Origin of the sequence: Ancrocorticia populi (assembly GCF_003123745.1) — a bacterium.
GTDB classification, from domain to species: Bacteria; Actinomycetota; Actinomycetes; order Actinomycetales; family Actinomycetaceae; genus Ancrocorticia; species Ancrocorticia populi.
In genome coordinates this window covers 698,153-724,544 of sequence record NZ_QETB01000001.1, presented here as the reverse complement: position 1 = coordinate 724,544, position 26,392 = coordinate 698,153, and the positions used below count along the sequence as shown (strand labels likewise).

The following is a 26,392-nucleotide window of genomic DNA, read 5'->3' as shown; positions in this document are numbered from 1 at the left end:
TCTATTCCTACTTTCCTATATCGAACGGGCAGGCAGTTGCCTACCCAAAGATCCAAAGTGACAGCTGGCTAAACGCTGCATCAAGCAGCCCCACGAAAACCATGACAACAGCCACAAAAAGAATCACAGTCAGGAACATCTGCCACAGCTCACTGCGGGAGGGACGCTGAACCTTCTTCAGTTCTCCGAAGATCTGGCGAATGTAGAGCGCAATACGCCCGAAGAAGCCCAGCTTGGCATCTGCCGGATTCTTCCTACTTGCAGCGTTCACATCGTTCCTTAACTTGGGTTCGTAGTTAAACAAAAGCGGCCCATGCAATCATGGGCCGCCTCAGCAGGGTAGGAGGGACTCGAACCCCCAACCGTCGGTTTTGGAGACCGATGCGCTACCAATTGCGCCACTACCCTTCGGCCATTGAGCACTTGAACATTATGCCCCATCACGGGGTCAATGGCCAATGTGCCCGGCACAACGAAGACGAGGTTACCCGTTTGAACGCCGCGAGGCGAGCCAGAGCGTGCCACTGTAGGATTCAACACACAAATTGGTAAACCAATCCGCCTCACCAACGCTCAAAACCAGCCAGACTCTGGGGCTTGAGCGCCTCCATCTAGGACTTTTGGTCCTGGTCTGGCCAGGTATGACCATGGCCCGCTACACGGCCCGCCCGCCGTCCCATTATTCTCACGTCACAATACTCACCCCGTCCCACATGTGAAGATAGGGCCGTGACTACATCTACCGAACCAGCTCGCCGCGTATCATCCCGGCTCGCAGCTATCCAAGAATCCGCAACTCTCGCAGTAGATGCCAAGGCCAAGGCACTGAAGGCAGCCGGCCGCCCCGTCATCGGTTTCGGTGCTGGCGAACCAGATTTCCCAACGGCACCCCACATCGTTGAGGCAGCCATCGAAGCCGCCAAGGACCCCAAGAATCACAAGTACTCCCCCGCGGCCGGCCTACCCGAGCTGCGCAAGGTGATCGCCGATAAGACGCTGGAAGATTCAGGCGTTCAAGTTGATCCGGCCAACATCCTCGTGACCAACGGCGGCAAGCAGGCCGTCTATCAGGCCTTTGCCGCCATCACGGACCGCGGTGACGAAATCATCCTCCCGGCCCCGTACTGGACCACCTATCCCGAAGCCATGCGCCTATGCGGTGGCGTCCCCGTCAAGGTATTCGCAGACGCTGCGGCCGATTACAAGGTCACACTTGAGCAGTTGGAAGAGGCCCGCACCCGCCGCACCAAGGCGATCCTCCTATGTTCGCCGTCCAACCCCACCGGCGCCGTCTACACCGCCGAGGAACTCACCGCAATTGGCGAGTGGGCACTGGAACACGGCCTGTGGGTTGTGACCGATGAGATCTACGAACACCTTACCTACGGCAAGCCTATGAACTACTTGCTTAGCTTGGTCCCGGACCTCGCGAACCAAACCATCGTCCTCAACGGCGTAGCCAAGACCTACTCGATGACCGGGTGGCGCGTGGGCTGGATGTACGGTCCGAAGGACATCATCAAGGCCGCAACCAACATGCAGTCTCACACCACCTCGAACGTGGCCAACGTGTCCCAGCGCGCCGCCATCGCCGCTCTCACGGGCCCGCAGGAGGCCGTGGCCGAACACCGCGCAGCCTTCCAGCGCCGGCGTGATCTCATGCTGGGCATGCTCCGCCAGATTGATGGCGTTGTGGTTCCCGAGGCAGAGGGCGCTTTCTACCTCTACCCCGACGTTTCGGCACTCCTCAACAAGGAGATCAACGGCCGCGAGGTGGATACCACCGCAGAACTAGCTGCTCTCATCCTTGAAGAGGCGGAGGTGGCCGTAGTTCCCGGCGAGGCATTCGGCCACTCTGGTTGCCTGCGCTTGTCCTACGCGCTTGCGGACGAAGACATCGTTGAGGGCCTGACGCGCCTGCAGAAGCTGCTCGGTTAGCTCGAAGGCTCCTAATACATAACCCCTCGATTGACGGCCCACGCCTCGGCGCGGTTCAACCACCTTTCAGCGGTGGCCACCCGCCCCAGTGCGTCGGGCCGCCATTCACGTCCGTCCACCCTTTTCGCCCCGGCCACCAGCGACAGTACAACGCCAGCCGCCCGCGCATTCAACGCAATCGGATCCACCAACTGTTCGCACGCGTTAGCCCACCGCGCAAGATCATCGTTGACGTGCGGATAGGATTGCGGCGCCAGATGCGGCAGAACGCTCACATGCCCGAGCAGGCACGCCAAATCGTCCACGCGGTGGCCCGGACCAATCGAATCTACATCGATGATCCCAGAAACCTGCGATCCCCCACGCACCATGAAGATGTTCGCCTCATAGAAGTCCCCGTGGACTGGCACAACCGGTCCCGGATCGCTCACCCGAAGCAGTGCGTTGACCCGCCGGGCAATATCCTGACAGCGCGCCCCGGCCTCCGGCAGCGCCGTGGCGGCCGCATGCCCGTAGTGTTCCGCGCGATCGGCCCATGCTGGCCTTTCCGGAAATGTCAGAGCGCTTTGCGGCAAGGCATCCAGAATCCCCACTAGGTCCCCGATCACCAACGGCGCCCGGTGCCCAAGACCTCGCGAGAGCAGATTGGCCAAAGGTTCGCCGGGGAGGTTGGAGGAGAGGACTAGGCCGTCGTCGTTAGAAAAAACAACGCGAGGCGCCGGTACGTTCGCTTCTTCCAAAACGCGGTGCCTCGCAACCAAATCCTGCGCGGATCCCGGGCGCAGAACCTTCCCAAACGTCTCCGCCCCGTTCGTGCGCGTCACCTTAACTACGGCGCGACGGGTGGGGCGGTAGCTCATCAGCTCGATGCCCACCGGCTCCCCCAGAAGCTCACTCATCAGCGAAGGCGAACAGGCCATCGGCAGCGCCGGTAGCTCTGGATCATTCGGGTAGAACCACACGCTCACCTTCGTCCCGCCCGCCTGCAGGTGGGTGAGCGCTGGGTGGTTGGGATTCTTCAGCTTGGCCGTGGAGGCGCACAAGTACGCTTGATCCCGTTCGGTTCTGCCGTCCTGTAGGTTTTTATCGACCACGACGTCGTAGCACACCGTCACCCCCGCCCCAGGCCTATGGTGCTGCGAATGCACGCGCCATGAGCGCACAATCGACCTCTCGCCAAGGGCCATAGCGAGCATTTCAGCGGCACCGTTTCCGGTGAGGAGAGCGAGGTCATGGCTCTCATGTTCGGACCGCGCGGGCAACGTCATAGGTCTTTTCTACAACATTCAGGCGTCAGATGCGCCACGCATCACCCATCGCGCCTCCGCTATCGCGGGGTTTATGTGGAAAGATAGCCACGTGCGTGACCTCAACAAACTTCCCAAGGCTCACTTACACCTGCACTTCACGGGTTCCCTCAGCGTGTCCAGCCTGACCTCCATGGCTCACGAGCAGGACCTACGCCTGCCCGATACCCTCACCGATAACGTGGCCCTGCAAGTTCCCGCCGATCAGCGCGGCTGGTTTCGGTTCCAGCGCGCCTATGATGCCGCCCGCGCCGTTGTGCGCTCCGAGGAGTCCATGCGGCGGATCGTTCGCGAGGCCGTTGCCGATGATGCCCGCGAAGGCTCCCGACGCCTCGAGATCCAGATCGATCCCACCTCCTATGCCCCCTTCGTTGGCGGCATCACCCCTGCCTTAGAGATTGTCCTAGACGAGGCCACTAATGCCAGCCGCGAATTCGGGATCGAGGTGGGCGTGATCGTTGCCGCCTCCCGCGTTCGGCATCCCCTCGAAGCCCGCACGCTGGCACGGCTAGCAGCCCAGTACGCCGGGGACGGGCCCGGGAGCGTCGTGGGCTTCGGATTGTCCAATGACGAACGCCGCGGCATCACCTCCGAGTGGGCGGCAGCGTTCAACATCGCCCGCCGCGCCGGTATCCCGTCTGTCCCTCACGGTGGGGAGCTGCTAGGCCCGGAGCACGTGCGCGACGTCATGGCGCATCTTAAGCCCGCCCGGCTCGGGCACGGCGTTCGCGCCACAGAGGACATGGACCTAGCGCGGCGCATCATCGATGCCGGCGTGGCCTTTGAGATCTGCCCCGAATCCAATGTGTCGCTGGGAGTGTACAAGGAAGAGGACCAAGTCCCCGTCCGTCAACTCATGGAAGCCGGCGCACAGATCGCACTTGGCGCCGACGATCCGCTGCTGTTCCTCTCCCGGCTCACCGATCAGTACGAGATTCTGAGAAGGTCCGGGTTTTCTGACCGCGAGCTCGCCCATCTGGCGCGAACCTCTGTTGAGGCGTCCTTTGCCTCGCGGGAATCGAAGGCGCGTTGGCGTGCGGAGATTGACGCTTGGCTGGCGGAGGATTAACCGCCTTCGCTCTCCTCAGCTTCCCTCCCCGCGAGATTGCGTCAAATCTCGGGCTGCACGGGCGCGGCCTAGAGGCCCCCGACCACCGTGGGCTCAGGGTGTAGCTCCACGCCGAAGCGTTCCCGCACCCCGTCACGGACGGTACGGGCAAGGTCGCGAAGGCCCTCACCGCTCGCCCCTCCGCGATTCGTCAGCGCGAGGCAGTGCTTCGTGGAAAGTGCGGCCGGGCCTGGCATGGCATATCCAGCCGGGAATCCGGCGTGATCAATGAGCCACGCGGCCGAGGTCTTGACCTGTCCCTCAATGGTTGGCGCGGCCGCGCCAAGCACCAATCGGCTTTCGTCCGTCACCGGGTAACGCGGTGCATCGTCGGGCAGTGCGGCCGCTTGCTCCTCAGTCAACACGGGATTCGTGAAGAACGAACCACAGGAGTATGAATCGCGGTCAGTATCATCGAGTACCATCCCCTTGGAACGGCGGAGCTCAAGCACCGCCGCACGCACGTCTGTGGCTGGAACGCGAGTGCCGCCCTCGACGCCCAGGATCTTGGAGAGCTGCCCGAACCGCACCGGGGCCGATAGCGAAGCAATACGCAACTGGAGATCCACGTGCAGCACGATATAGCGAGGACTCGGCCCCCACCCATCCGAAAACGTCTGCTTGAGTATGCTGGTGCGGTAACCAAAGCCAAGCTCGTTCATGGTGAACTCACGGCGACTCTGGGTCTTCCGATCCCATGTCTGGACACGAGCCACTGAGGAGGCAATCTCTTGGCCATACGCCCCGATGTTTTGAATGGGCGCCGCTCCAACTGTGCCGGGAATACCGGACAGTGCCTCAAGCCCCATCCACTCGTTCTGGATTGTGTGGACAACAAGTTCGTCCCACCCAGTGCCACCTAGCACACGGAGATTGGCACCCTCACAGCCGCCTTCTTGGACCAGCCTGATATCCGAGCGCAGATCGCGCACCACAACGCCCTCAAAGGCATCGTCACGGGCCAACACATTGGAACCGCCGCCAATCACGAGGAGCGGCTTTCCCTCATCATCTGCGGCTCGCACCGCCTCGATCAGGTCCGCCTCCTTCTCCGCCTCAACAAGCGTTGTGATCGGCCCACCAACGCCGATTGTGGTCAGATCTGCGAGAGTCTTAGCCCCAGGTACCGATCTCCCCGCAGGAAGCGGTGGCACGGTTTCGATGGGCTCTTCTGAATGCGCTGGAACGAAGCAAGTCACGGCCACAGCCTAGCATTGGTGCCCCGCCCCAGAATCCTGAGCACGTCCGCTGCACCCTGAGCACGCCCATACTTCCGGCCGTGCTCAGGGTCGAACACACGTGTTCACCAAAATGCGGCATGGGCGCGCCGGCGGAGGGAGGGGCGGCCGTCTGCCGTCGTCGTCGCCAAAAAAATAAAGCCCACAACTCGAAAGCTGTGGGCCTTAATCACCTAGCATTTAGCGGGTCTCGCGATGCAGGGTTGACTTGTTGCACCTTGAGCAATACTTCTTAATGCCCAAACGATCCGGCGTGTTACGGCGGTTCTTCTTGGTGATGTAGTTGCGCTCCTTGCACACCTCGCAGGCGAGGGTGATCTTGGGGCGAACATCCGACTTGCTAGCCACTGCTCTATCTCCTCACGGTCCAGGCGAAGCGAGGATTCGCTTCTTCATATTGTAGCGGGGGCGGGGTTTGAACCCGCGACCTCACGATTATGAGTCGTGCGCTCTGACCAACTGAGCTACCCCGCCTCATCTCGCATCCGGATGGAAGCGATGGAGCCCCGAAAGGGAATCGAACCCTTGACCTTCTCCTTACCATGGAGACGCTCTGCCGACTGAGCTATCGGGGCAACGCCGATAAGCGTACCGTTTTGCCCACACCTTTTCCATCGGAAGCAGTGAGAACTCAGTTACACCAATCACGTTAAACACGGCGTAAAACCGTGCCCTGTGGCGGGTGCAGGATTCGAACCTGCGAAGCATAACAGCGACTGATTTACAGTCAGTTCCCTTTGGCCGCTCGGGAAACCCGCCTTGCGTAGTTCAGCCTTAGCCGAACCGTGCCAGATGAGATTAGCAGCTTTCACCCGTAGACTGTCAAACTGATATAAGCCCTTGTGACATAGGTACCAGAACTAAGGAGAATCATGGCCGATTCGTCATTCGATGTGGTCTCGGAGTATGACCAACAAGAAGTAGACAACGCCGTCAACCAGACCGCCAAGGAGATCAGTCAGCGCTACGATTTCAAGGGAGTTGGAGCCTCGGTGACACTCTCTGGAGAAACCATCACCATGGTGGCGAACTCCCCCGAGCGCGTGCTCGCGATCTACGATGTCCTTCAGTCCAAGATGTTCCGCCGTGGTGTGCCGCTCAAATCGCTGGACGTTGGCGATGCCGAACCCAAACCCTCCGGCAAAGAGTTCCATCTAGTGGGCGCGCTCAAGAAAGGCCTCAGCCAGGAGAACGCGAAGAAGCTCTCAAAGATCGTGCGCGATGAGGGCCCCAAGGGTGTCAAGGTACAGATCCAAGGCGACGAACTCCGCGTCAGCTCCAAGAAGCGCGACTCCCTGCAAGAAGTCATCGCGTTGCTCAAGGATGCCGACGTTGACTGCGCCCTCCAGTTCACCAACTACCGCTAGGGTTGGTTGGTTTTTTCCGACGACGACGAAGCCCCACCCCCGCACTTAGTGCCAAGGTGGGGCCCACGGCTCCCCCAACCCGAGATTTGACGCAATCCCGGGTTTGGGGCGCTGCTAGTAGAGCTTGCCGTCGTGCGGTTCGTCCCTCGAAACCGCCGTCATGGTCTCGCGCTCCACAACCTTGACGCGCTCGCGCCCCTCCGCCTTACCAAGCGCCATCTCGTAGGCTTCTAGGAGCTCCCAGCCATGCCACGAGGTGTAGCGCACGCCGCGCTTTTCGAGCAGTGGGAGCAAGCCGTCGGCCCCGGTGCCGGGGCCGGTCGCTTCAAGGATGCCCGCCTCGGCGTCCTCTACTAGGTTGGCGATGGTCTCTTGGGCGTCCGACTTTGTGGATCCGATCAGCCCGATGGGTCCGCGTTTGATCCATCCGGTGGCGTACAGCCCATCTACAACCTTGCCGTCGCGCTGGACACGGCCGGCCTCGTTGGGGATGACGTGGCGGTTCTCATTGAAGGGCGCACCTTCAAGTGGCTGCGAAGCATAGCCAACCGCGCGATACACGGCTTGCACGGGATAATCGATGAACTCACCGGTTCCCCTGACGGAGCCGTCGCCTTGAAGCTCGGTACGCTCCATGCGGATACCTTCAACGTGCTCGCTCCCCAGAACCTCTGCGGGCTGCTGCAACATGTGGATGTGGATGCGCCGGGAAGCCGTGAGATCCTCGGGCTCTTGGAACACCCAGTTGGTCAGCTGCTCGGTCACCTGCTTGGTCATCTTGGAGGAGGCAATGGCGGCTTCGGATCCGTCGTCGTAGTCAAAATCTTCTGGATAAACAACAACGTCAACGTCCGGAACATGGCCGAGTTCACGCAGTTCCATCGGAGTGAACTTGACCTGTGCGGGGCCGCGGCGGCCGAAGATGTGGACGTCGGTCACGGGAGATTCACGCAAGCCGGCCTCGACGTTTGCCGGGATCTCCGTTGGGTGGAGATCGTCCGGGTGCTTGGCGAGCACGCGCGCCACATCCAGTGCCACATTACCCACGCCAATCACCGCGATCTCCTTGGCCTTTAGTGGCCAAGTCCGCGGATAATCCGGGTGTCCGTCGTACCAAGACACGAAGTCCGCGGCGCCATAGCATTCGGGCAGGTCAACACCCGGGATCTCCAATGGCGCATCGCGATCGGCGCCAGTGGAAATGATCACGGCATCGTAGTACTGATGTAGCTCCTGCAGCGTCACGTCAGTCCCGATGTTGACGTTCCCGTGAAGCTTGATGTCCCCGCGCTTCAGGATGTTGTACAAAGCGGTGATGATGGCCTTGATACGCGGATGGTCGGGTGCCACTCCGTAGCGGACGAGGCCGTAGGGAGCAGGTAATCGCTCGAACAAATCAATAGCCACATCGAGTTTCGATTTGGAGAGGATATCCGAGGCATAGATGCCAGCGGGGCCCGCGCCAATCACTGCTACGTTGAGCTGACGTTCTGTCACTGCATTCCCTTCTTCGCACACAAAGCCCCATGCTATCGGGCTTTAGATCGTGCCGCTATCGAGGTGGTCACGCGCACAGGCGTTGCCAGGAGCTTCGTCGGTATTAGCTAAAGCTTCACCCTTGCATAATGCTCGAGCCTCGATATATACGAGGCAACGTCGATATCCAAGGCTGAAACTCGCGGAAGAGCCCAAACCCTCCCCGCCCAGGCATGGCAAGAGGGGCAGCCACCTAAGTGGCTGCCCCTGCTGGTATATCTGAGATCGGTCTAACGGCTAGACCGGCGTAGCAACTAGCCGATCTGTGCATCCAACCGGATCACGCCGTAGGTCCACCCGTGACGGTGGTAGACGGCGCATGGCTGCTTGGTCTCATCATCGATGAAGAGGTAGAACGGATGTCCTACCAGTTCCATCTCATAAAGTGCCTGGTCTACGGACATCGGCGTTGCCTCGTAGAGCTTCTGGCGTACAACAACGGGAGAATCACCAAGCTGGGTCTCTACCGCCTCGCCCGGCGTAGTGGGGATACGGCGCTCATCATCGTCTGCAGGTGTTTCGGTTGGCACGTTGACATCCTCTGGGGTGAGTGTGAGTGGCGTTGCCACACGGGTCTTGACGGGATGCTCCTTCTTCCGATCGCGCGCCCGGCGCAACCGCTCAATGAGCTTGCCCATCGCAAGGTCAAGGGCGCCATAAGAATCGGATGCCGATGCCTCCGCGCGGATCACTGGACCCTTATCTCGGATCGTGATCTCTATCCTCTTGGACGTTTCGGCTTGAGCTGGGTTGGGCTCATGAGTGAGCTCAACATCTACCCGCTGCGCACGGGGCGCGAATTGCTCGATCTTCTGGAGCTTATCTTCAACGTGACCGCGGAACCGATCAGATACTTCAGTGTTCCGACCCTTAACAATGATCTCCACGATGCCCTCCTCAGGCGTAGGTAAAGTCTTTCTTGCATTGCTTCTCACGCATGCTTGAGACGATCACCCCCTATTTGGAGAGAAGTAAGCCGGAGCTTACGTCCTTTTTCTTTCTTTAATGTTAGTGCAATCACACCCCAAGTTCCGAATCTTCCGCCCGTAGCTTTGTCCGGGTTTTTACGCCAGCGACGAACCTCCGTCCCCAACGGCTCCCCTGCGCGGATCAGGCGCAGCAGCAAGAACGACTGCGGCAATAACTTCGCGGCCGCGTGCCTCAAGAGCTCGGGCACATCCGGCCAAGGTTGCTCCGGTGGTGAGCACATCGTCAACAAGGATCACTGTGGAGCTTCTAGGCGTCGCGTCGGCATAGATGCCCTGCGATTTGCTGCCGCGCCCAAGCAGCTTGCCCGTGGAACGGCGGCGCTGGACACGGAGTACATCATCGGCGTGTCCGCCGCACGCCTCGGCAACCGCATCGGCAATATGTCCGGCAACGAAGAGGCCCTTATGCTTGCGGCCACGCGAGGGTGCTGGCACAACGCTTGGCGGCGCCATACGTCCCATGCCTGATTCGATGACTTCGTCTGGACGGAAGTCCGTGAACTGCTGCTCTGAGAACTGCGCCGAAAGATCAGCGCGCCGGAGCTGCTCACGGATGATCCCCTGCAACTCGCGGGTAAGGCCGGCGTTCACGGCGTTCTTCCATGGGACGATCACCTTGCGAGCCGCCCCGCTGTACTCCCCCAATGCATAGACGGGGAACCAGCTGACTTCGTCGCCGGGTCTGATGAGGCCCTGTACCTCCGCATTTGCGGGCAGGACCAGCCGCAGATAGGGAGCTTGCTCATCCACGCGCTTGATACCGCCCTCGAAGGCGCTGGCACACTCCGGGCAAAGGAACTGATCCCATTCGCCACAACCGGAACACCAACGAGGGAAGGCTACATCGGCTAAGGTCTGCAAGAACTGACTCATACCCGCATGGTGGCAGGTTGCGAGGCTGCGGCGCGCGGAGCCTCCACAGGGATCGAGCTGGGGAAACGGCGGCACCAAGGCTTGAAGCACGCCCGACCCAACATCCCCAAATTTGACGCAATTCCGGGGCCACCCCGAGATTTGACGCTGTAAGTATGGGGTTGGCTGGGATTGTCGGCCGGGCGGCAACCTAGCCGGGCGGCAACTCGGCCGGGAGGCAACCTAGCCGGGTAGTGCCACCGCATCCGCCGAGGTCGTGATATTCCGCCACGCCCCACCAGACCTACCTAAGACGGTTCCCTGATCCGTCAGGATCACAACGGATTGCTCGCCACGGCCCGCAGTAAGCGCCACGCCGTCCGTACCTTGAATGGAAATGAGGCGGCTTGTGGGGCCACCTATCTTAATGGAGTAAAGGCTCATATCGCTGCCAGCAGATGTACGCCCCAGCGCGACAAGCTCACTCGGCCCAATCCACGCCACGTCAGATACGTTGGTGAGCCGCTGGCCGATGCGCACTGGATCGGAAAGGCTGATGGGCGCTCCATCGGCGTTGCGGACAACACCCGAGGCGAAGATGGCTGTTTTGCCACCCGTTTCGGCTACCACGATGGCTCGCGAGCCGTCCCGGGAAATAGACACCTCGCGCAGTGTCATCCCTTCCAGCCACGGAGCAGACGGACGCTCCTCCGCGACTCCACCGCCCTCAGCTATTGAGGGACTGTAGGCTAGGAGGCTGCCGGTGTTTTTTCTTTCTCCCGTCCACACATATCCCTGATGATCGAACGAGGGCTCTGCCAGATTCGATCCTTCGATGGCCGATTGCGTTTGTCCCGTGGCCGAGCTCATTGTGTAGAGAGTCTGGCCATCGTCCCCTAATGAGGCATACGTGGCCGCATCGGTGGAATAGTCCACCGCAAGGCCTTCAAGGTCAAGATCCTCGGTGTCCAATCCCGGGACGGGCACTGGATCCCCGTTCGATTCAGTGGCTGGCGCTCCCTCGCTCAGAAGTGAGATGCCATATGAGCCAAATGGGTAATCTGAGAGAGCCGATCCATCGCCCTCAACGATTGGGGAGCCCTGCGATGTCACCTCCGCAGATTGCACTGATTCTGTGGCCATGATGGTCTGAGTAATCTGCTGATTGATCTGATTCCTCTGCTCTTGGGGCAGAGACAAAACGTTGGAAGACAGTTCCACGCTAGCCACGGAATCTGTGACTGTGACAGTCTTCGTCATCTTTGTATCTTCGGGAAGGGCCGTGGTCACCCCCTCGCTCAACCAAGTAGAGGGCCCAGTTACGAGGGCATTCACGGCCCGCGAGGCGGCCTCATTACGCGGGAACCAACGCAGATCGGCCACCAGATACTCGTGATTTGCGGAAAGGAAATAGACTGGGGTTTCCGTGTAGAGCTGAGTGAAGAAGGTATGTTCGGAAAGGAACACGCCATCGTCTAGACTCGCGATCCTCCACTCTCCATCGCTATCGCGGGCGAGCGAGAAATCAGAGATGCTCACCGCTTCGTTGGCGGATTCGGTATATGAGCCATCGGAGGCAAGCGTCCCGAGTGATCCCACTTTGGCCCGCACCGCCCCCGTAGCCGTCCGGCTGGTCTGGATGGACTGAGCATCGGGATACACGCGTACCTGCGCATAGGGATCCCATTCACCGGATGTTGTGGACAACAAGTACTGGCGCGCTACCGCGAAGTTGTCCTCAACGCCTGCCCGAGAAGCGGTCAGGAAGCCCAGAACAATCTCTTCGGGCGTGGCGCCCTCAGCTGGCGGCTGGCCGCGCAGTCCCACATTCGAATCCTCAACTCCGGAAGGATTCACGGCATGTACCCCGCCCGAGCGGGGGAGGCTAGAGCAACCACCTATCGCGAGCGCGATCGCGGCTAGCAGCGCGAATAAGCGGAACCTACGCATGCTCGTTGTCCTCCTTGCCTTCCTCGTCTTCCTCTTGGTCCGTTGTTACATCCGATCCTTCGCCCTGATCCATGGAGCCGGCTGTACGCATACCGTCCGCCGGGTCTGCGGCATCGGAAACACTCTCTGGCTCAACATTCTGTTCTTCGGCGTCCATCTCAGAATTGCCGTCCCCGCTAGCGGTGTCCTGCTCCGGATCGCCGAGTCCATCGGCGGCATCTAGCTCGGAATCCTCCAAGCTGTCCCAGTCCTCTTCGTCGGCGGCAACACGAAGTGTCACGGGCGAAGTGATCTTAACGCGCGGCTCGCGGGGCAACGTCAGAAGGAAGGTGGCGCCAACGCCCAGCTCCCCTGCACACTGGAGCCTGCCACCGTGCAACATCGCGTCCTCGCGCGCGATCGTCAAACCAAGGCCGGTCCCGCCAGACTTTCGGACCCGAGAGGTATCCGCACGCCAGAACCGGTCAAACACGTGGGATGCCTGTTCGGAGTTGAGTCCAACGCCATGATCGGAGACCTCGACGGCGACGGCGCTAGTTCCCCCGATCACTCTGATGAGCACCGGGCGGGATTCGGCGTGCTCCAGAGCATTGACCACAAGGTTGCGGATTATGCGTTCGATTCGGCGGGGTTCCACGCTAGCCGTGGTGTCCCCATCGGTCCGGATATGAACGGATACCCCGTTGGATTCGGCCAGAGGTTCTTGCGATTCCACCACAGTATGCACGATCTTCGCCAGATCGGCCCGCTCGGTGGCCAGCACCATCGCCCCGGCATCGAATCGGGAGATCTCCAGGAGATCGGAGAGCATGGTATCGAGGTTGATGAGTTGGCCATGCTGAAGCTCCGCACTGCGCCTTAGCGCTGGCGGCAGCTCTTCGCGCTTGTCGTAGATCAACTGCCCTGCCATCCGGATCGTGGTAACGGGCGAACGCAACTCGTGGGACACGGCTGAAACGAACTGCTGCTGCACTGCAGACATTCGTTCCAAACGCCCAACCTGATCGGAGATGGATTCAGCCATCTGGTTGAAGGATTCGGCAAGGTGGGCTAATTCGTCGTCGCCCCTAACAACCATGCGCGCATCAAAGGCGCCGTCGGCCAACCTCTGGGCGTTACGGGACGCTTCTTGGACCGGGCGCAAAACCATGCCCACAACCAGCCAGGTGATCAAAGCCAACAGGAGCACAAGAACAACGGCACCGGCGGTCAAAATCCCGGTGACAAGCCGAACCGTGCCCTCTTGCTGTTCGAAAGAGTAGGCAACGTAATACTCGTAGGTGCCGGCACCTTGAACGTTCACCGTGGCGCCCACAACGATGCCGGGGCTTGACGGACCGGAGGAGTTTGGAAGCGCAACGGACTGCCACTGGATGGAATCGGAGCCCCGCACAGCCTCGCGCATTTCGTCCGTGATGAGGGTGCGGATCTCCAATGGTGAATCTGTATATGGCTCCAAAATGGACAAGGAGGAATCTGCCTGATCGGGGGCGCGCAGCATCGTAGCGCCCATGACCGCACGGATCGGATCGTACTGGGCGCGCACGATTGTGTTGGCCTCGTCCTGAATCTGGGCGGCGGTGGGAGAAGCTAGTGAATCGAACGTAGCCTGCGCGTTGGAAAGCGAGGCATCAAACAGATCAACCGCGGTAGTGACCTCACGCTCGAATAGCTGGGTTCGCACCTGGGACACAATCACAGTCCCCGCCGCGAGCATGGCCACCACGCCCGCCGCCATAACAAGCGAAACCACGCGGACCGTCAGAGACGATCTCCACCACATCCCCAGCGATTCAAGCCGGTTGCGGAATTGCTCAACAACCCCGGACCGGCGGTGATACACATCCCCGGGGAGTTTCACTCTTGGATGGCTCCTGCGCGGTAGCCAACGCCGCGAATAGTCACCACAACTTCTGGATGATCGGGATCCTTCTCAACCTTGGAGCGCAGGCGCTGGATATGCACGTTAACCAGCCGCGTATCGGCGGAATTGTGGCGGTATCCCCACACCTGTTCCAGCAGCTCTTCACGCGAGAACACCTGCCACGGCTTACGCGCAAGCACTGCCAGCAGATCGAACTCAAGCGGGGTAAGCTTCAGATCTTCACCGCCTCGCAGCACCTGATGGCCCTTGAGATCCACGGTCAGATCCGCGATGCGCAGAGTCTCTGATTCGGGCTCCTGGCGGCGCAGGCGCGCCTTGACGCGGGCCAACAGAACTGAGTTCTCAAAAGGCTTCGTCACGTAATCATCCGCGCCCGCCTCAAGCCCCGCGATCACATCGAGCGAATCAGTACGCGCGCTCATCATGATGATCGGAACGTCGGACTCATCGCGGATCAGCTTGCATACGCTCACACCATCGAGCCCCGGAAGCATCACGTCCAGCAGCACTAGATCCGGCCGCTCCGCCCGGAACAACGCCATCACGCTGGACCCGTTAGCACACACAGTCACGTCATATCCCTCCGACTCAAGGAGGATTGCCACCATTTCGGAGATGCTTGGATCATCGTCCACAACGAGAATGCGAGTGCTCATGGTATCTATATTCTCACGCCGCGCGGCTAAATGCCGAGCTGTCCGGCAGTGTCGGGGTTATAGTTCAGCCTCTTCGAGGATAAACCTACCGTTCGCGGTGGTTACAGATGGCCTTCCTAGACGTTACAGATCGCCTTCCTCAGGGGAATTCGAAGAACTAGAGGCGCCAAGATCGATGTCCGCCGAACCTTCCTGCGGCACCATAGCTAGCTTCCCCCGGTGGTCCGGCACGTCCGAATCAGTGCGGAAAACGCTAGGGCTCACCCGGGTGGGTTCGGGGACGTCGCGTTTGGCAGCCTTACGGATCTCGCGCACAAGGGTCTGCAAATCTGCGTCTGATGGTGGGGCTGGTTCAAACTCGGTGATGAGGCGAACCATAGACCACCCGCGTGGCACTGTGACGGAGTGGGCGTGGGAGGCGCACAAATCGAGGGCACCGGGCTCCGCGGTTGGGGACAGTGGCCCAAGAACCGCCGTGGCGTCCTCGTAGCCGTACGTCATCGTGGCCACTGCCGCCTCATGGCAGTGCAGGCGGGAACACTCACGAACATGACTCACGGGGCCAACGCTACCATTGGCAGGGCTTCGCGTTAGGCTAGATCCATGTCCCAGTTGCTCCCGCTGCGCAGCAAGGCCCGGCGCCGTGATCGTCACGGGCGCGGTTTGCGTGGCCCCATCATTGACGGCCACCTGCCCGCTGCCCGCACGCGCGCCGATAAGTTTGACGATCTGATCGGCTACGATTTGGCCACTTTTCGGGCGCATCTGGGTTCCAAGATGAAGCATCTGGACTTCGGCGTGCTGGACGTTCCCGAAACCGATCCCGCTCCATGGGAACACGGGGTGCCGCTGGCTCGCTACCTTCCCTTCGAGCGTCCCGCTAAGATCACCGGGCGGATCGTGTTCTATCGCTTGCCTATTCTTCAGGCCGCCAAGCGCGCCCCTGATCCGCACCTGTTCATCCATGACATTGTCACCGAACAGCTCTCCTCCGCGCTGGGCCGGGACCCCGAGGAAATTGACTATCTCCGCAGGTCCTAGCTAGTTGCTCAGCGCGATTCGCTGAGAGTTCCGGGCCGATTCGAAGCCGGTGAGCGGCACCCAATCGATCGCGCGGCCTTCGGCAAGCTTCGGGGTGGCCGTCACCGCCCCAATCACCGGCTCCGCCGATTCAACCGTGAGCCCCACTGCCCCGTCCGGCACGTCGAACGTTGCGTACGCCCCGGCCTTCGCCGTCACGGTTTCCGGCTCCCCGAGCGTCCCGTCCTTCTCGATAGGCCGGATTGTCACTTTCACCGTTTTTTCGCCGACGACGCCGAACTTCGCCGGCACGTCCCCAAACATTACCGTTGAGCTGGTCATGGCCTCGGAGGGCGCTGCCCATGCGATGTCGCGCGCTCCGCTTTTCTCCTCGGTGGAGGTGAGCTGGATGCCCGCGGCAACGGGTTGATCAGATTCAACGGATACGGCGTAATCGCCACCGTCTACTCCATCGAGCGAGAGGTCCAGTACGGAACCAGCGGCCACGGTCACGTTTGAGCCGCCCGGTAGGTCATCACTACCATCTTCGCCAATCAGCGAGATGGAAGCGGTGGCCGCCTCCTCGCCGGGGTTAACGAGGCGCAGGCTGGAAGCAGAATCATCGGCCACGGCTACGCCTGGGATGGTGAGGTTCGTACCGGGTACCGAGCCGGTGACGTAGCTGACGCCCGCAGGCGTTGCCCCATCCAAGCTGTTTTGCTGTAGAGAGATTCCGACGGTCCCAGCGTCTGTAGTTGCGTGGAGCCCGATGCGTGAATCTCCGGGAATCACGCCGTCTAAGTCAACCCGCTCCGTGCTAGCGGCATCCACCGCGATCGTAGCGTTCGATCCGAGGTCTAGCTCGCCAGCCGAACCAAAGGCCGAAAGCTCCACCGTCACGGCCGTCTGGCCAGGATTGGTGATGACAAGCTGGTTGGAGGTACCCACGTCGCTAGTGGACCCCACCAGCCACGTATCCGAGGTTCGGGAAACGCATGGGCTCGCAGCCATACCGCGGGTATCGCCAGCCTGAGCTACGTGTACGTTGGCCCCGGCCATATGGATCTCGTCTGAATCCGGAGCCGTCAGTACCCCAACCAATGGCTCCGAGCCGCTCGCAAAGCCCGGCGAACCTTCCAGCTCGGTCGATTCGTCGCCACTTTCGATCGTTGCCCCGGACGCATCAGCAAAAGCCCAGGAGGAAACGGACACGCCTTCATCGACGTCCTCAACATTGATTCCCTCTTCGAGGGTCCGCTCGAACGCACCTCCGCAGAGTGCGGTTGCGGAAATCTGTGTGGACTGTACCGCTGGGGCGTCGCGGGCTTCGGGATCGCTTGGGGAAGACAGCACCACAGCGCCTCCAGCCGCCGCGCACAACGCGACCACACCAACGCCCGCTAGAAAGGTCTTCACGATTCATACCTCTTTCGCCGCAGTGGCAACGCCATGACGATAGCGATGCCCATAACGGCCACCTGCGCCACAGCCGACCAGATCGTGCCGTGCCTGATCACCAGATCGCCACCATCGGCAGGCAAGCGCCAGGCCTGACGCCAGCCATGTTCTACCGGCTTCAGGCTCTGCCCATTCAGTGTTGCATTCCACGAGGAATCCGCGCGCTCGGCAAGTACGAGGATGCGGCCGTCGCGGCCAGATTCAATCGCCACGTCCGCACCAATGGTTCCGGATGCCAAAGCAGTATCGCTGGTGTTGATCTCACCCGTTCCGGTTAGCCCACTGGGTTCACTGATGCGAAGCCGCGAGGTGGCAGCCGCTCCAGATTCCGTATCCGTGCGCACCCGCCAGAAAGCCCCGCTCTGGTTTTCCGTGACGTATTGCAAGCCACCCAAGCTACTGAGCTGGCCCACGAGAGCCGCGCGGTCAGTGCCGGTGTCTACTTGAGGAACTACCACCATGGAGATTGCTTGGACTCCGAAAATCGAGGCCGCCCGCTCCCCGCTCCCACTGACGTCTGCAATCGCCTCGGCAAGTTCTTCGCGGGCTGCATCGCTGGAGGGATCTGCGTTCAGGGCAGCTACACCCTCCACCTCGCTGACCATAGAGGTTTCGTGAAGCTGGATTCCGTTCCCTCGCAGCACCTTTGCCTCGATCCCGTCGGGGCCCGGAGTCAGCATGAGAACTCGCGAACGATCTGCGCTCTGTTGGTCAGTGACCGCGATGGCGGGAATGGTATTACCGGCGGCTTCGAGAGGTGCCTGCCGGGCATTGTTTGCCACCCAGATGCCTGCCGGGGCAACCATCCCATATGTCACAGCCAGCACGATGATTCCCGCACCCAGCTGGTGCAAACCAAAGGAGTATTGGCGCACGCGGGCACGCATCCCGTCTCCGGCGTTGACGAGCACAAGCCACAGGCCCAGCGCCGCCAGAGACAGTGCGATTCCAGCCCAAGCGTTCACGGGTGTGAGGGTGCCGTTGGCGGTGGAGATCGCCGTTGTAATGAAAGAATCCGCGAGGGCCCACAGGTAGCCGAGCGTGACAACCACCCAACCCCAACGGATCCACGCGGTGCGGTGGCGGCGCACCAGAGCGAGCACACCAACTAGCGCGATTGCGGCGATTCCGGTGGCGGCAAATAGGTTGAGATCGCTGGAAGCGACAGGGTTGAGCGTGAGGACATTCAGGCCGGAGGGCTGGCCGGCCACGGCTGCGCCCGGCACGGCGAACAGAACGCGCCAGTTGTCTGCCGCGATGAAGGTTGGCGCCATGAGCACGAGTGCCGGGACGGGGATCCAGAGCCAGCGCCATGCCCGGCGAATGACCGCCGCAGCGATTACGCCGATCACCAGCACGATCGTTAACGGGGCTGCCGCGGACATGACGGCAAGGACTAGAGAGGCCCGCGCCACCAGCGAGATCGAATTGCCGCGCCAGCAACGCACCAGGAGCGAGACGCCCAACGGTGCCAAAATGTGCCAAATGACGCCGGCAACTTGTCCGGCCTGAATCGAACCAAGCAGCGGTGGCGCGAACGCCCAGAGCAGCCCGGCAACAAACCGAAGCAGCGGGGAGAGGGTGAACGTGCCGGCCGCGCGGTAAGCGGCAAGCCCGGCCAGCGGCAGGGCAAGAAGAATAACGGCGGTGGCTACTGAACCGAGCGAGCCACCGAGTGGCTGGCTGATCGCAACCAGCGGGGAGAGAACTAGCCATAGGGCATCTACTTGGCCCGGCGATCCACTGCCGCTGGGGAGCCAACCGGAGGCCGCCATAGAGACCAAATCTCCGAAGCTCGAATCATCGGCCAAGAGCGCCCCGCCCGCAAGCACGCCGCGTCCAATCACACCGAGCATCCCGGCCACACCAACGATTGTGGTGACTAAGAACGTGGCGAACGCCCAAGACCGCGTGGAGCGCGTGTACTGGCGTTGTTCGGCCAGCGTGATGGGATCGGGCAACACGGCCATCTCGGCCGCATCCTTCTGGGCTTTACGGTCCGCGCGCTGGGCCGCCCGCACATCCTTTGGGGAATCTTCGAGCGTCCGCAGCACAGAGCCCGAGACGCTCGAGGCCGCCCGGAGGCGACGCCTGCCAGCCCACAGATCCCCGGTGCGGCCAATAACGGAGAACCCACCTTTGAGCTCGGGCCACGCCATCCCCGGCTCCTTCATCGCAAGGCGAATGAGGGCGCGGATAGGGGCGGCAAGGATGTAACCAATCCACATGAATGGCACAAAGATTAAGGGAGCGGCCAGCAGCGCGTTGTAGAGCTGGGCGGCGCGCCGATCCGCGAAGGTGGCACGAGCCGGGCGGCTCATCGATTCTTGGGCGTGGCGCACAACAGCGCGCGGCACCACTGTCACACGCCAACCGCCAGCCCACAGCCGGCGTGAGGTTTCGAGGCCGTCACCGAACGGACCGAGAGCCGGATCGAGCCCGCCGATCTGCTGTAGGGCGCTCGCCCGCACCAGCATCCCGGCACTGCCTACGCCCAGCACATCCTCGCGAGCATCAAGCTGGCCCTGATCGCGATCGCCCTTGCCAATCTCCGGCACGCGGCGGCCAGAGCGCGTGGCGCGAATACCAACCTCCAGCAGATCTGCGCGATTCTGCCAACTCACCTGCTTGGGACCCAACGCCCCGATCTTCGAGCTGGCCGATCCGCGGCGCACCAGCCACTCCAAGCAATCCGGATACGGGGCTACATCCCCGTGCAGGAGCCACAGCCATGTGCCAGTTTCTTGGCTCTCTTCGCCTTCTTGTTCCTGAGTCTCTTGTTGTTCCTGAGTCTCTTGGCCTTGTTGGGTGTGAAGCCCGTGTTTGCCACGTGGGAGGTTACTGCCCTCGTTCTGAGTATCCGGGTTCTGAGTATCCGGGTTCTGAGTATCCGGCCTGTCATCGTCCGAGTTCTCGCCATCTACCCGGCCACCGATGACCCGGCCACCGATGGCGCCCTGGACGGCCGCGGAAAACGTCTTCGCCTCCGAGGTCTCTACCGTAAACGGAATCTCGGCCTCGCCAAGATGGCGTTCGGCTAGATCGCGAGCGCGCTCAGTCTCCTCGCCAAGTACGACGATCTGAACGCGGGCCGGCTGTAAAGTCTGATCGGCCACTGCGCTCAGCACGCGCGAGAGCCGGGGATTGTCCGCTCCCGTTACAAGGACCGCATGGCAGTTCCGCTCCAGTGAGCTTGAGCCGGGTTTACTACCAAGAAGCGTTTCGGGTTCGGCGGGTTCGTCCGTTTCCCGAACCTCGCGCGTTTCCCCAGCCTCGCTCGCCTGCCGAACTACGCCCGTTTCGCGAACGACGCCGGCCCCCTGAAGCCCGTCTACTCCCTGTTCATCCCCTGCCAGCCTAGCCGTGCCTAAGCCGCGAGCATCGTCGAGTTGCCCAGCGGACACATCTGGCCCAGAGGATCCGTCAGAGGTAATGGGAAGCCAGTCGTCCTCCCCAAGCGGGGGTAGCGCCTTGTGCTCGTGGTTCAAGGAGCTAGGCGCCCAGTCCGCTCACGCGACGGCGTTCGCGGGAAAGCCTACGGCGATCGTTATCGGACATTCCGCCCCAGATGCCGTGGCGAATATCGTGGGAAAGCGCATACTCCAAGCATTCGGCCTGTACTAGGCACTGTGAGCATACGGAAGTCGCGGGGGTTGTGGATCCGCCCTTTTCCGGGAAGAAGATGTCTGGATCGGTTTCGGCACACAGAGCGAAATCCTGCCACGCCAGCTCCTCGCCGGACGCGGTGCCGTATCCTAAGTCAAAGACCCCCAGCATGAACTGCTGCGCTTCCTCACGGCTAAGATCGTGCGGCTCTTCGGAGGGGGGCCACTCAGGCAGTGTTCGCATTGCTCGTCTCCTCGCTCCTTCGGTGTGTATACCTAAGAATTACACGCGTGTCATTCACCGAAGTCAAGGCATAAGCGATAGATTTAGCCTTTTACTCAGATTTCTTTCAGGTCCGGCACTAAAGTATGGCTTCCCTGAGAATCCGCTCAACCCGCGCGATACCACCGGTTTCCAAGCCCACGCACGTCTCCACACTATCGCTCCATCAAGAAGTCTCCCAGAATCTGTCTCAATCTGTGGGCTAAGACACCCAGCCCTCCAGCTACTTCGTGGGACCATTGTTCTATGAGCACATCGATCAAGTTGGCTGATATTGCCGAAGGCGCCGCCCGCGCCGTCTCCTCCTACCTAGTCGAGGCGTTCGATCATCCCGGCAGTGTTGAATACAAGGCAGACTTCCACGATGTTGTGACCGTTCATGATAAGGCCTCGCAGGCGAAAATCGCCGAACACATCTTCCGCGAAGCACCCGATTCCCTCATCGTGGCCGAGGAATCCTCCCAGATGCTTACCGCTTCGGGCACCCCACGCGATCCCGGTCCGGATGACATTGTCTGGTACGTAGATCCCATTGACGGCACCTCTAACTTCGCGAGCGGCATCGATCACTGGTGCGTTTCCATCGCGGCCGGACGCGGGAATGAAATCATCGCCGCGGTGATCCACCAGCCCACTTCCGGCCTCACCTACCGGGCTGACGAAACGGGCGCCTATCGCAACGGCGTGCGCATGGCCGTCCAAACCGTTCCCGTCAAACGCGGAATCTTCGCCACCTCATATCCCTCGTCCCGGCTGGGCAGCGAGGCGGACGCCCTCGCCTTCCTCAAGTTGATCCAATCCGTCCGCTCCGTCCGCCGCCCCGGCTCCACCGCGCTCGAACTTGCAGAGGTAGCCGCCGGCCACCTTCTGGCCGCCTACAATCGCGGCACGAATCCGTGGGACGTTGCGGCCGGCTTGTTTTTAGTCCAACAGGCGGGTGGTCACTATATTGGGTTCGACGACGACGCCTCCCATCCCTCCCCCGCAACCCAACTCACCGATGGCACACATTTGTACACGGCCAATCTGGTTCATGCGCGCAACTACGTTGGGGCGGGCACCAAAGAGGCGGCGGCCTTCTGCATTGAGGTCATGGGCCGCCCAGACCTCGCCGCTCAAATTCCCGGGATTGCGTCAAGCCTCTGAGGAAGGGCCTCAATCACCAACAAGCACTTACAAACACCAACAAGGGAACCCCCTAATGAATGCCCTCGATGTATACACAGCGCTAGTTCACCGCGGCACGGCACCAGCCCTCACGTGGTACGGAGCCGATGGCCGCATGGAACTGTCGGGGAAAGTGGCCGCCAACCACATGGCGAAGATTGCCGGATACCTTGCGGACGAGGTGTGGCTGGATGAAGGCGCACGGCTCCTGCTCGATCTTCCCTCGCACTGGAAGACCTGCCTCTGGGGATTGGGCGGAATGCTCGCCGGGCTTGAAGTGGCCATAGGAACTACTGCTGATACCCCAGATGGCGTGATAACGAACCATCCGGAAACGGCCCCTGATGCGGACAACGTCATCGCCCTAGACCTCGGACCTCTCGCGCTCTCGTGGATGGGTGATCCACTGGCTTCAGGCGTTTTTGATGGCAGCGCCGAAGTGATGGGTTCCCCCGATCAGCTCATGGACACCGCCCGCCACGTATCTGGAAACTTTGCGAAATGGGAATCGCAAGGCACCTTGACACCCACTGGTGAACGCCTCCTGATCTCAGGTTCGATAGCCAACAACCCAGCCTCCACCCTCGCCGCGGTGGCGTGGCAGCTGACGCGAGGTTCCGTCGTCGTTCTCCAAAATGGATCTAACGTAGCCAAGGTGGCAGAAACAGAGGGCGCAACTCCCGCAAATATGTGACGGACATCCACCAGAAACGCGTATTCTCGCGCCAAACCGCGACGTAAGTTTAAGCTATTCTTATCCCACCAAAACAGCCTCCAAATCCTCTTCGGTCACCAAGACAGTGCCGAAGCTCAAGCTGAAGACCGCAAAGCCAAAGATCACGGGCACGGCGAAGGTGGGCAAGACTCTCACTGCTAAGAAGGGCAAGTGGACGTCTAGTACCTCTGTTTCCTACCAGTGGTACCGCAATGGCAAGAAGATCTCCGGGGCTACCAAGGCCACGTACAAGCTGAAGGCTGCGGATTCTGGCAAGAAGATCTCGGTCAAGGCCACAGGGAAGAAGACGGGCTACACCACCGCGTCGAAGACTTCCGGCAAGACCAAAGCCGTCGCGAAGGGCACGCTGAGCGCTGCAAAGCCCAAGATCTCGGGATCGGCGAAGGTGGGCAAGACCCTCAAGGTGAAAACCGGCAAGTGGTCTCCTTCTTCCACCAAGGTGTCTTACCAATGGAAGCGCAACGGTAAGAAGATCTCGGGCGCCAAAAAGTCGAGCTACAAGGTGAAGGCTGCGGACAAGGGCAAGCGCATTTCCGTGACCGTTACAGGCAAGGCCTCCGGATATAAAACGAAGAGCGTCACGTCCGGTTCAACCGCGGTAGTCAAGTACCCCAGCGCTATGTATCCCAGCGGGTGGAATTGCCCCTCGTGGGCACCCATCAAGGGCAATGCGAGCTCGATGATCTACCACGTCCCCGGCGGCGCATACTATTCACGGACTAATCCGGAGCAGTGCTTCGCCTCCGCTTCTGCGGCGAAGTCTGCTGGATACCGGGCGTCGAAGAGGTAGATTCTTTCTCTCCATCGCCGCGATATTTTCGCCGACGACGACAGTAGCTTCGTCCCCAGCCCTCCGCCAGCCCGAGTACGTTGATGGGCTGTTATTTGATTGGGTTGGGGCGAGGCTCCGCCATATCCGCCGGGTTTTATGGTGGAGGGCCACGGTAGGCTTTCTTCATGGGAGAGAAAGATCTGACTCTTGTTCACTATTCGCCGAAAACTTACGACTATCGAAGCTTTTATAGTGGCGAACCGGAGCTCGATGAGTGGCTTGCGAAGTATGCCGGTCAGAGCGAGAAACGCATGCAAACTCGGACACACCTGCTAATTGGCCCGGAACCAGAATCTAGGTATATCTACGGCTATATTGCCATTGCAAATTTCCGTCTTTTGCCAGAGGAAACTTCCCTATTCTTCGAGAAACCAGCTACTTACGATTTGTCAGCAACACGACTAGTCAAATTAGCAGTAGCAGAGGAATACCAAGGTCGAGGCCTCGGTGGAGCACTTCTGGTTCACGCTATGCAGGTGTCCCTTGAGGCCGCAAAGCTCAGCGGAAGCGCTGCGATGATTGTAGATGCGCTGAATGAGCATGTCCGTAGCTTTTACGAGAGATACGGCTTTGTACGGTTGGAAGATGACTCGTTGAGGCTTGCTATGTCTATGGCAACGATCGCCAAGGCCTTTTAGCACCAACGAGTATGGTGTACAGTCTGAAGTCAGACGTACAAAGTACGTACGTGGTACGTACACATAATCCCAATTAGGAAAGGCGTTGTGCACATCATGTCTGCATCGGCAAAGGACAGCCGGATTGCGCTTCGGACTAGCAATGAGACCAAAGCCCGACTCAAGGAAGCGGCACGTATAACGGATCAAGATCTTTCTTCTTTTATCTTGGATGCCGCAAACTCCCGGGCACGGCAGGTGCTCCTAGAGGAGCAGGTCATGAGATTATCCGATAGAGATTTCGAACTGATCGAGCAGCTGATCACTGATCCAGCTGAACCAAACGATGCCCTCCGCAAGTTGGTTCGCAAACATACACGAACACGGTGACCCGTAGCGCAACTATTGCCCCTCTCTCGCGAGCCGCAAGCTCAGGCATCCTCCACGCACATTCCGAGAATTCTCAGGAATGATGCCTAGCATTCTAGACCTTGCAATTTCAGGGATTGGACGCGCTCGGCCGTCGGCGGCAGTGTGACCGAGATCTGATAACCTCCACATATTATTATCAGTTCGTAAAGGTTATACCCGTATGATGAAGGGCGTGAGTAACAGAGTCCGCGCAGAAGCGCACCTTGTAGCAGGACCGAGACCCCGCCACATCGGCAGAACGGCCCTGCTTGTGGTGCTTGCATTGGTCCTCACTATGGGTTCTGCGATCGGTATTGGATACCACTCACTTCAAAGCAATATCAGCCAAACTGATGTGAACGACCTTCTGGGCGGGGACGAAACCGCACCTCCAATTGATCAGAATGAGGGCCGTGCGCTCAACATTCTTGTTCTCGGCTCAGATTCCCGCGATGGGATGGAAAGCAATGTGGAGGGTATGCGCGCGGACACCACGATGTTGTTCCACGTATCGGCCGACCGTTCGCGGGTTGACGTTACTTCAATCCCGCGAGATCTCCTCGTTGATATCCCGGCCTGTACGGTCCGCACCGGTGAAGACTTAGATGAGACGTTTGAGACGTCTCCGGCATCTAACCAGATGTTCAATTCCGCCTTCTCCTATGGCGGGCAGACTGGCGATGTCCCTTCCGGCGCAGCATGTGCGATGAAGACAGTCGAGAGCATGACGGACATCAAGCTGGACGGCTACGTGGTGGTCAACTTCAAATCGTTCCAGGAGATCGTGGACGCTATCGGTGGTGTCCCAATGTATTTCGAAGAGACGGTTGACGATCCGAAGGCGAACCTCAAGGTGTCAGCAGGATGTCGACTTCTGGACGGCAAGCAGGCCCTTGGCCTCGCCCGCGCGCGCAAGACGCTCGGCGATGGTTCAGATATCAGCCGCATCGGCCGCCAGCAAGAGCTTGTAACAGCCATGATGAACGAGGTTCTCAGCATGAACCTCCTTACCAACATGCCCTCGCTCTATAAGGTTCTTGATGCCGCGACGGCAAACCTTGATACCAGTAAGGGGCTCGGGGATATTCCCACCCTTGGTGGCTTGGCGAATTCGCTCCGTAACATCGAAATGAAGAACATCCAGTTCGTTACCACACCGTTCGCGTACGCGGGCAATCGCGTCACACCAACGGAAGATGCGGACGTCTTGTGGGACGCCCTCGCCAACGATAAGCCGTTCAAGTCTTCTGAGGATGAGTATGGGAACATCTCAATCGAGTTAATTAAGGATTCGGAGACTCAGAAGCCCACCGAATCTGCTACCACACCAGCAGCTACGCCTACAGAAGAGCCTTCTTCTGAGGCGACAACCGAACCTTCGGACGATCAATCAACAGGTGCACCGGTGTGCACGAAGGAAAACGCACAAGGGTAAAA

At 60.2% G+C, this 26,392-nt stretch carries 24 protein-coding genes and 4 tRNA genes; 10 read left to right on the top strand and 18 right to left on the bottom strand.

Annotated elements, in window-relative coordinates; translation table 11 throughout:
* Positions 1–40 precede the first annotated feature (40 nt).
* Both secE and DD236_RS03375 read right to left on the bottom strand, forming a co-directional pair.
* Complete coding sequence (gene secE, locus DD236_RS03380) at positions 41–271, bottom strand: preprotein translocase subunit SecE (RefSeq protein WP_109092935.1); 231 nt, start codon at positions 269–271, stop codon at positions 41–43.
* Positions 272–335: 64 nt separating this feature from the next.
* Positions 336–408, bottom strand: a tRNA-Trp gene (locus DD236_RS03375).
* Between the two features lie 321 nt (positions 409–729).
* On the opposite strand from DD236_RS03375, the gene DD236_RS03370 reads away from it, so the two are divergent.
* Positions 730–1,938, top strand: coding sequence for a pyridoxal phosphate-dependent aminotransferase (locus DD236_RS03370; protein WP_109092934.1), 1,209 nt, complete (start codon positions 730–732; stop codon positions 1,936–1,938).
* Positions 1,939–1,949: 11 nt separating this feature from the next.
* Here DD236_RS03370 and DD236_RS03365 read toward each other — a convergent pair whose 3' ends face one another.
* On the bottom strand, positions 1,950–3,206 hold the full coding sequence (locus DD236_RS03365) for a phosphotransferase family protein (protein ID WP_109092933.1): 1,257 nt from the start codon (positions 3,204–3,206) through the stop codon (positions 1,950–1,952).
* A 91-nt stretch (positions 3,207–3,297) separates the two neighbouring features.
* Here DD236_RS03365 and DD236_RS03360 point away from each other — a divergent pair, with 91 nt between their 5' ends.
* Positions 3,298–4,314, top strand: coding sequence for an adenosine deaminase (locus DD236_RS03360; RefSeq protein WP_109092932.1), 1,017 nt, complete (start codon positions 3,298–3,300; stop codon positions 4,312–4,314).
* Between the two features lie 68 nt (positions 4,315–4,382).
* On the opposite strand, the gene DD236_RS03355 is transcribed toward DD236_RS03360, so the two are convergent.
* From DD236_RS03355 to DD236_RS03335, 5 genes are all read right to left on the bottom strand, one after another.
* Positions 4,383–5,552 (bottom strand): UDP-N-acetylmuramate dehydrogenase, encoded by a 1,170-nt coding sequence (locus tag DD236_RS03355; RefSeq protein WP_109093280.1) that lies wholly within the window; start codon positions 5,550–5,552, stop codon positions 4,383–4,385.
* A gap of 219 nt (positions 5,553–5,771) precedes the next feature.
* On the bottom strand, positions 5,772–5,939 hold the full coding sequence (rpmG, locus tag DD236_RS03350) for a 50S ribosomal protein L33 (protein ID WP_109092931.1): 168 nt from the start codon (positions 5,937–5,939) through the stop codon (positions 5,772–5,774).
* Between the two features lie 52 nt (positions 5,940–5,991).
* Positions 5,992–6,065 (bottom strand) — tRNA-Met (locus tag DD236_RS03345).
* Positions 6,066–6,090: 25 nt separating this feature from the next.
* Positions 6,091–6,166: transfer RNA gene (locus DD236_RS03340), tRNA-Thr, on the bottom strand.
* Positions 6,167–6,267: 101 nt separating this feature from the next.
* Positions 6,268–6,350 (bottom strand) — tRNA-Tyr (locus DD236_RS03335).
* 113 nt (positions 6,351–6,463) lie between these two features.
* Here DD236_RS03335 and DD236_RS03330 point away from each other — a divergent pair.
* Positions 6,464–6,958 carry a YajQ family cyclic di-GMP-binding protein gene (locus DD236_RS03330; RefSeq protein WP_207785670.1) on the top strand — a complete coding sequence of 165 codons (495 nt, stop codon included), beginning with the start codon at positions 6,464–6,466 and terminating at the stop codon, positions 6,956–6,958.
* Positions 6,959–7,072: 114 nt separating this feature from the next.
* On the opposite strand, the gene DD236_RS03325 is transcribed toward DD236_RS03330, so the two are convergent.
* The 7 genes from DD236_RS03325 to DD236_RS03295 form a co-directional block, all read right to left on the bottom strand.
* Positions 7,073–8,455, bottom strand: a complete 1,383-nt coding sequence (locus DD236_RS03325; RefSeq protein ID WP_109092929.1) for an FAD-dependent oxidoreductase — start codon at positions 8,453–8,455, stop codon at positions 7,073–7,075.
* Positions 8,456–8,748: 293 nt separating this feature from the next.
* Entirely contained in the window at positions 8,749–9,381 is a 633-nt protein-coding gene (hpf, locus tag DD236_RS03320) for a ribosome hibernation-promoting factor, HPF/YfiA family (RefSeq protein ID WP_109092928.1), read from the bottom strand.
* A gap of 177 nt (positions 9,382–9,558) precedes the next feature.
* Positions 9,559–10,356: a ComF family protein gene (locus DD236_RS03315; protein ID WP_133246051.1), complete on the bottom strand. Its 798-nt coding sequence runs from the start codon at positions 10,354–10,356 to the stop codon at positions 9,559–9,561.
* A gap of 222 nt (positions 10,357–10,578) precedes the next feature.
* A complete protein-coding gene (locus tag DD236_RS03310; RefSeq protein ID WP_109092926.1) occupies positions 10,579–12,285 on the bottom strand; it encodes an LpqB family beta-propeller domain-containing protein in 1,707 nt (568 codons plus the stop codon).
* Positions 12,278–14,146, bottom strand: a complete 1,869-nt coding sequence (mtrB, locus tag DD236_RS03305) for an MtrAB system histidine kinase MtrB (RefSeq protein ID WP_109092925.1) — start codon at positions 14,144–14,146, stop codon at positions 12,278–12,280. The genes DD236_RS03310 and mtrB overlap by 8 nt, the downstream gene beginning before the upstream one ends.
* Entirely contained in the window at positions 14,143–14,826 is a 684-nt protein-coding gene (gene mtrA, locus DD236_RS03300) for an MtrAB system response regulator MtrA (RefSeq protein ID WP_109092924.1), read from the bottom strand. The genes mtrB and mtrA overlap by 4 nt, the downstream gene beginning before the upstream one ends.
* Before the next feature lie 123 nt (positions 14,827–14,949).
* Positions 14,950–15,384 (bottom strand): DUF3499 domain-containing protein, encoded by a 435-nt coding sequence (locus DD236_RS03295; protein WP_109092923.1) that lies wholly within the window; start codon positions 15,382–15,384, stop codon positions 14,950–14,952.
* 45 nt (positions 15,385–15,429) lie between these two features.
* Between DD236_RS03295 and DD236_RS03290 the strand changes: the two genes are divergently transcribed.
* Positions 15,430–15,867 carry a metallopeptidase family protein gene (locus tag DD236_RS03290; protein ID WP_109092922.1) on the top strand — a complete coding sequence of 146 codons (438 nt, stop codon included), beginning with the start codon at positions 15,430–15,432 and terminating at the stop codon, positions 15,865–15,867.
* Here the strand turns inward: DD236_RS03290 and DD236_RS03285 are convergent, their stop codons facing one another.
* The 3 genes from DD236_RS03285 to DD236_RS03275 are packed head-to-tail and all read right to left on the bottom strand — an operon-like array spanning position 15,868 to position 21,081.
* Positions 15,868–17,262 carry a DUF5719 family protein gene (locus DD236_RS03285; protein WP_109092921.1) on the bottom strand — a complete coding sequence of 465 codons (1,395 nt, stop codon included), beginning with the start codon at positions 17,260–17,262 and terminating at the stop codon, positions 15,868–15,870.
* Positions 17,259–20,792, bottom strand: coding sequence for a glycosyltransferase (locus DD236_RS03280; RefSeq protein WP_109092920.1), 3,534 nt, complete (start codon positions 20,790–20,792; stop codon positions 17,259–17,261). The genes DD236_RS03285 and DD236_RS03280 overlap by 4 nt, the downstream gene beginning before the upstream one ends.
* A gap of 4 nt (positions 20,793–20,796) precedes the next feature.
* On the bottom strand, positions 20,797–21,081 hold the full coding sequence (locus DD236_RS03275) for a WhiB family transcriptional regulator (RefSeq protein WP_109093279.1): 285 nt from the start codon (positions 21,079–21,081) through the stop codon (positions 20,797–20,799).
* 357 nt (positions 21,082–21,438) lie between these two features.
* On the opposite strand from DD236_RS03275, the gene DD236_RS03270 reads away from it, so the two are divergent.
* The 6 genes from DD236_RS03270 to DD236_RS03245 all read left to right on the top strand — a co-directional run bounded on the left by DD236_RS03270 (position 21,439) and on the right by DD236_RS03245 (position 26,390).
* On the top strand, positions 21,439–22,338 hold the full coding sequence (locus DD236_RS03270) for an inositol monophosphatase family protein (protein WP_109092919.1): 900 nt from the start codon (positions 21,439–21,441) through the stop codon (positions 22,336–22,338).
* A gap of 55 nt (positions 22,339–22,393) precedes the next feature.
* The gene (locus DD236_RS03265; protein WP_109092918.1) at positions 22,394–23,053 is read left to right on the top strand and encodes a TIGR03089 family protein; all 660 of its coding nucleotides are present in this window, start codon (positions 22,394–22,396) and stop codon (positions 23,051–23,053) included.
* A 106-nt stretch (positions 23,054–23,159) separates the two neighbouring features.
* Complete coding sequence (locus DD236_RS03260) at positions 23,160–23,885, top strand: sunset domain-containing protein (protein WP_109092917.1); 726 nt, start codon at positions 23,160–23,162, stop codon at positions 23,883–23,885.
* Between the two features lie 167 nt (positions 23,886–24,052).
* Positions 24,053–24,565 (top strand): GNAT family N-acetyltransferase, encoded by a 513-nt coding sequence (locus DD236_RS03255; protein ID WP_109092916.1) that lies wholly within the window; start codon positions 24,053–24,055, stop codon positions 24,563–24,565.
* A gap of 96 nt (positions 24,566–24,661) precedes the next feature.
* Positions 24,662–24,934, top strand: a complete 273-nt coding sequence (locus tag DD236_RS03250; protein WP_133246050.1) for a type II toxin-antitoxin system TacA family antitoxin — start codon at positions 24,662–24,664, stop codon at positions 24,932–24,934.
* Between the two features lie 214 nt (positions 24,935–25,148).
* Positions 25,149–26,390, top strand: coding sequence for an LCP family protein (locus DD236_RS03245; protein WP_165819814.1), 1,242 nt, complete (start codon positions 25,149–25,151; stop codon positions 26,388–26,390).
* Positions 26,391–26,392 lie beyond the last annotated feature (2 nt).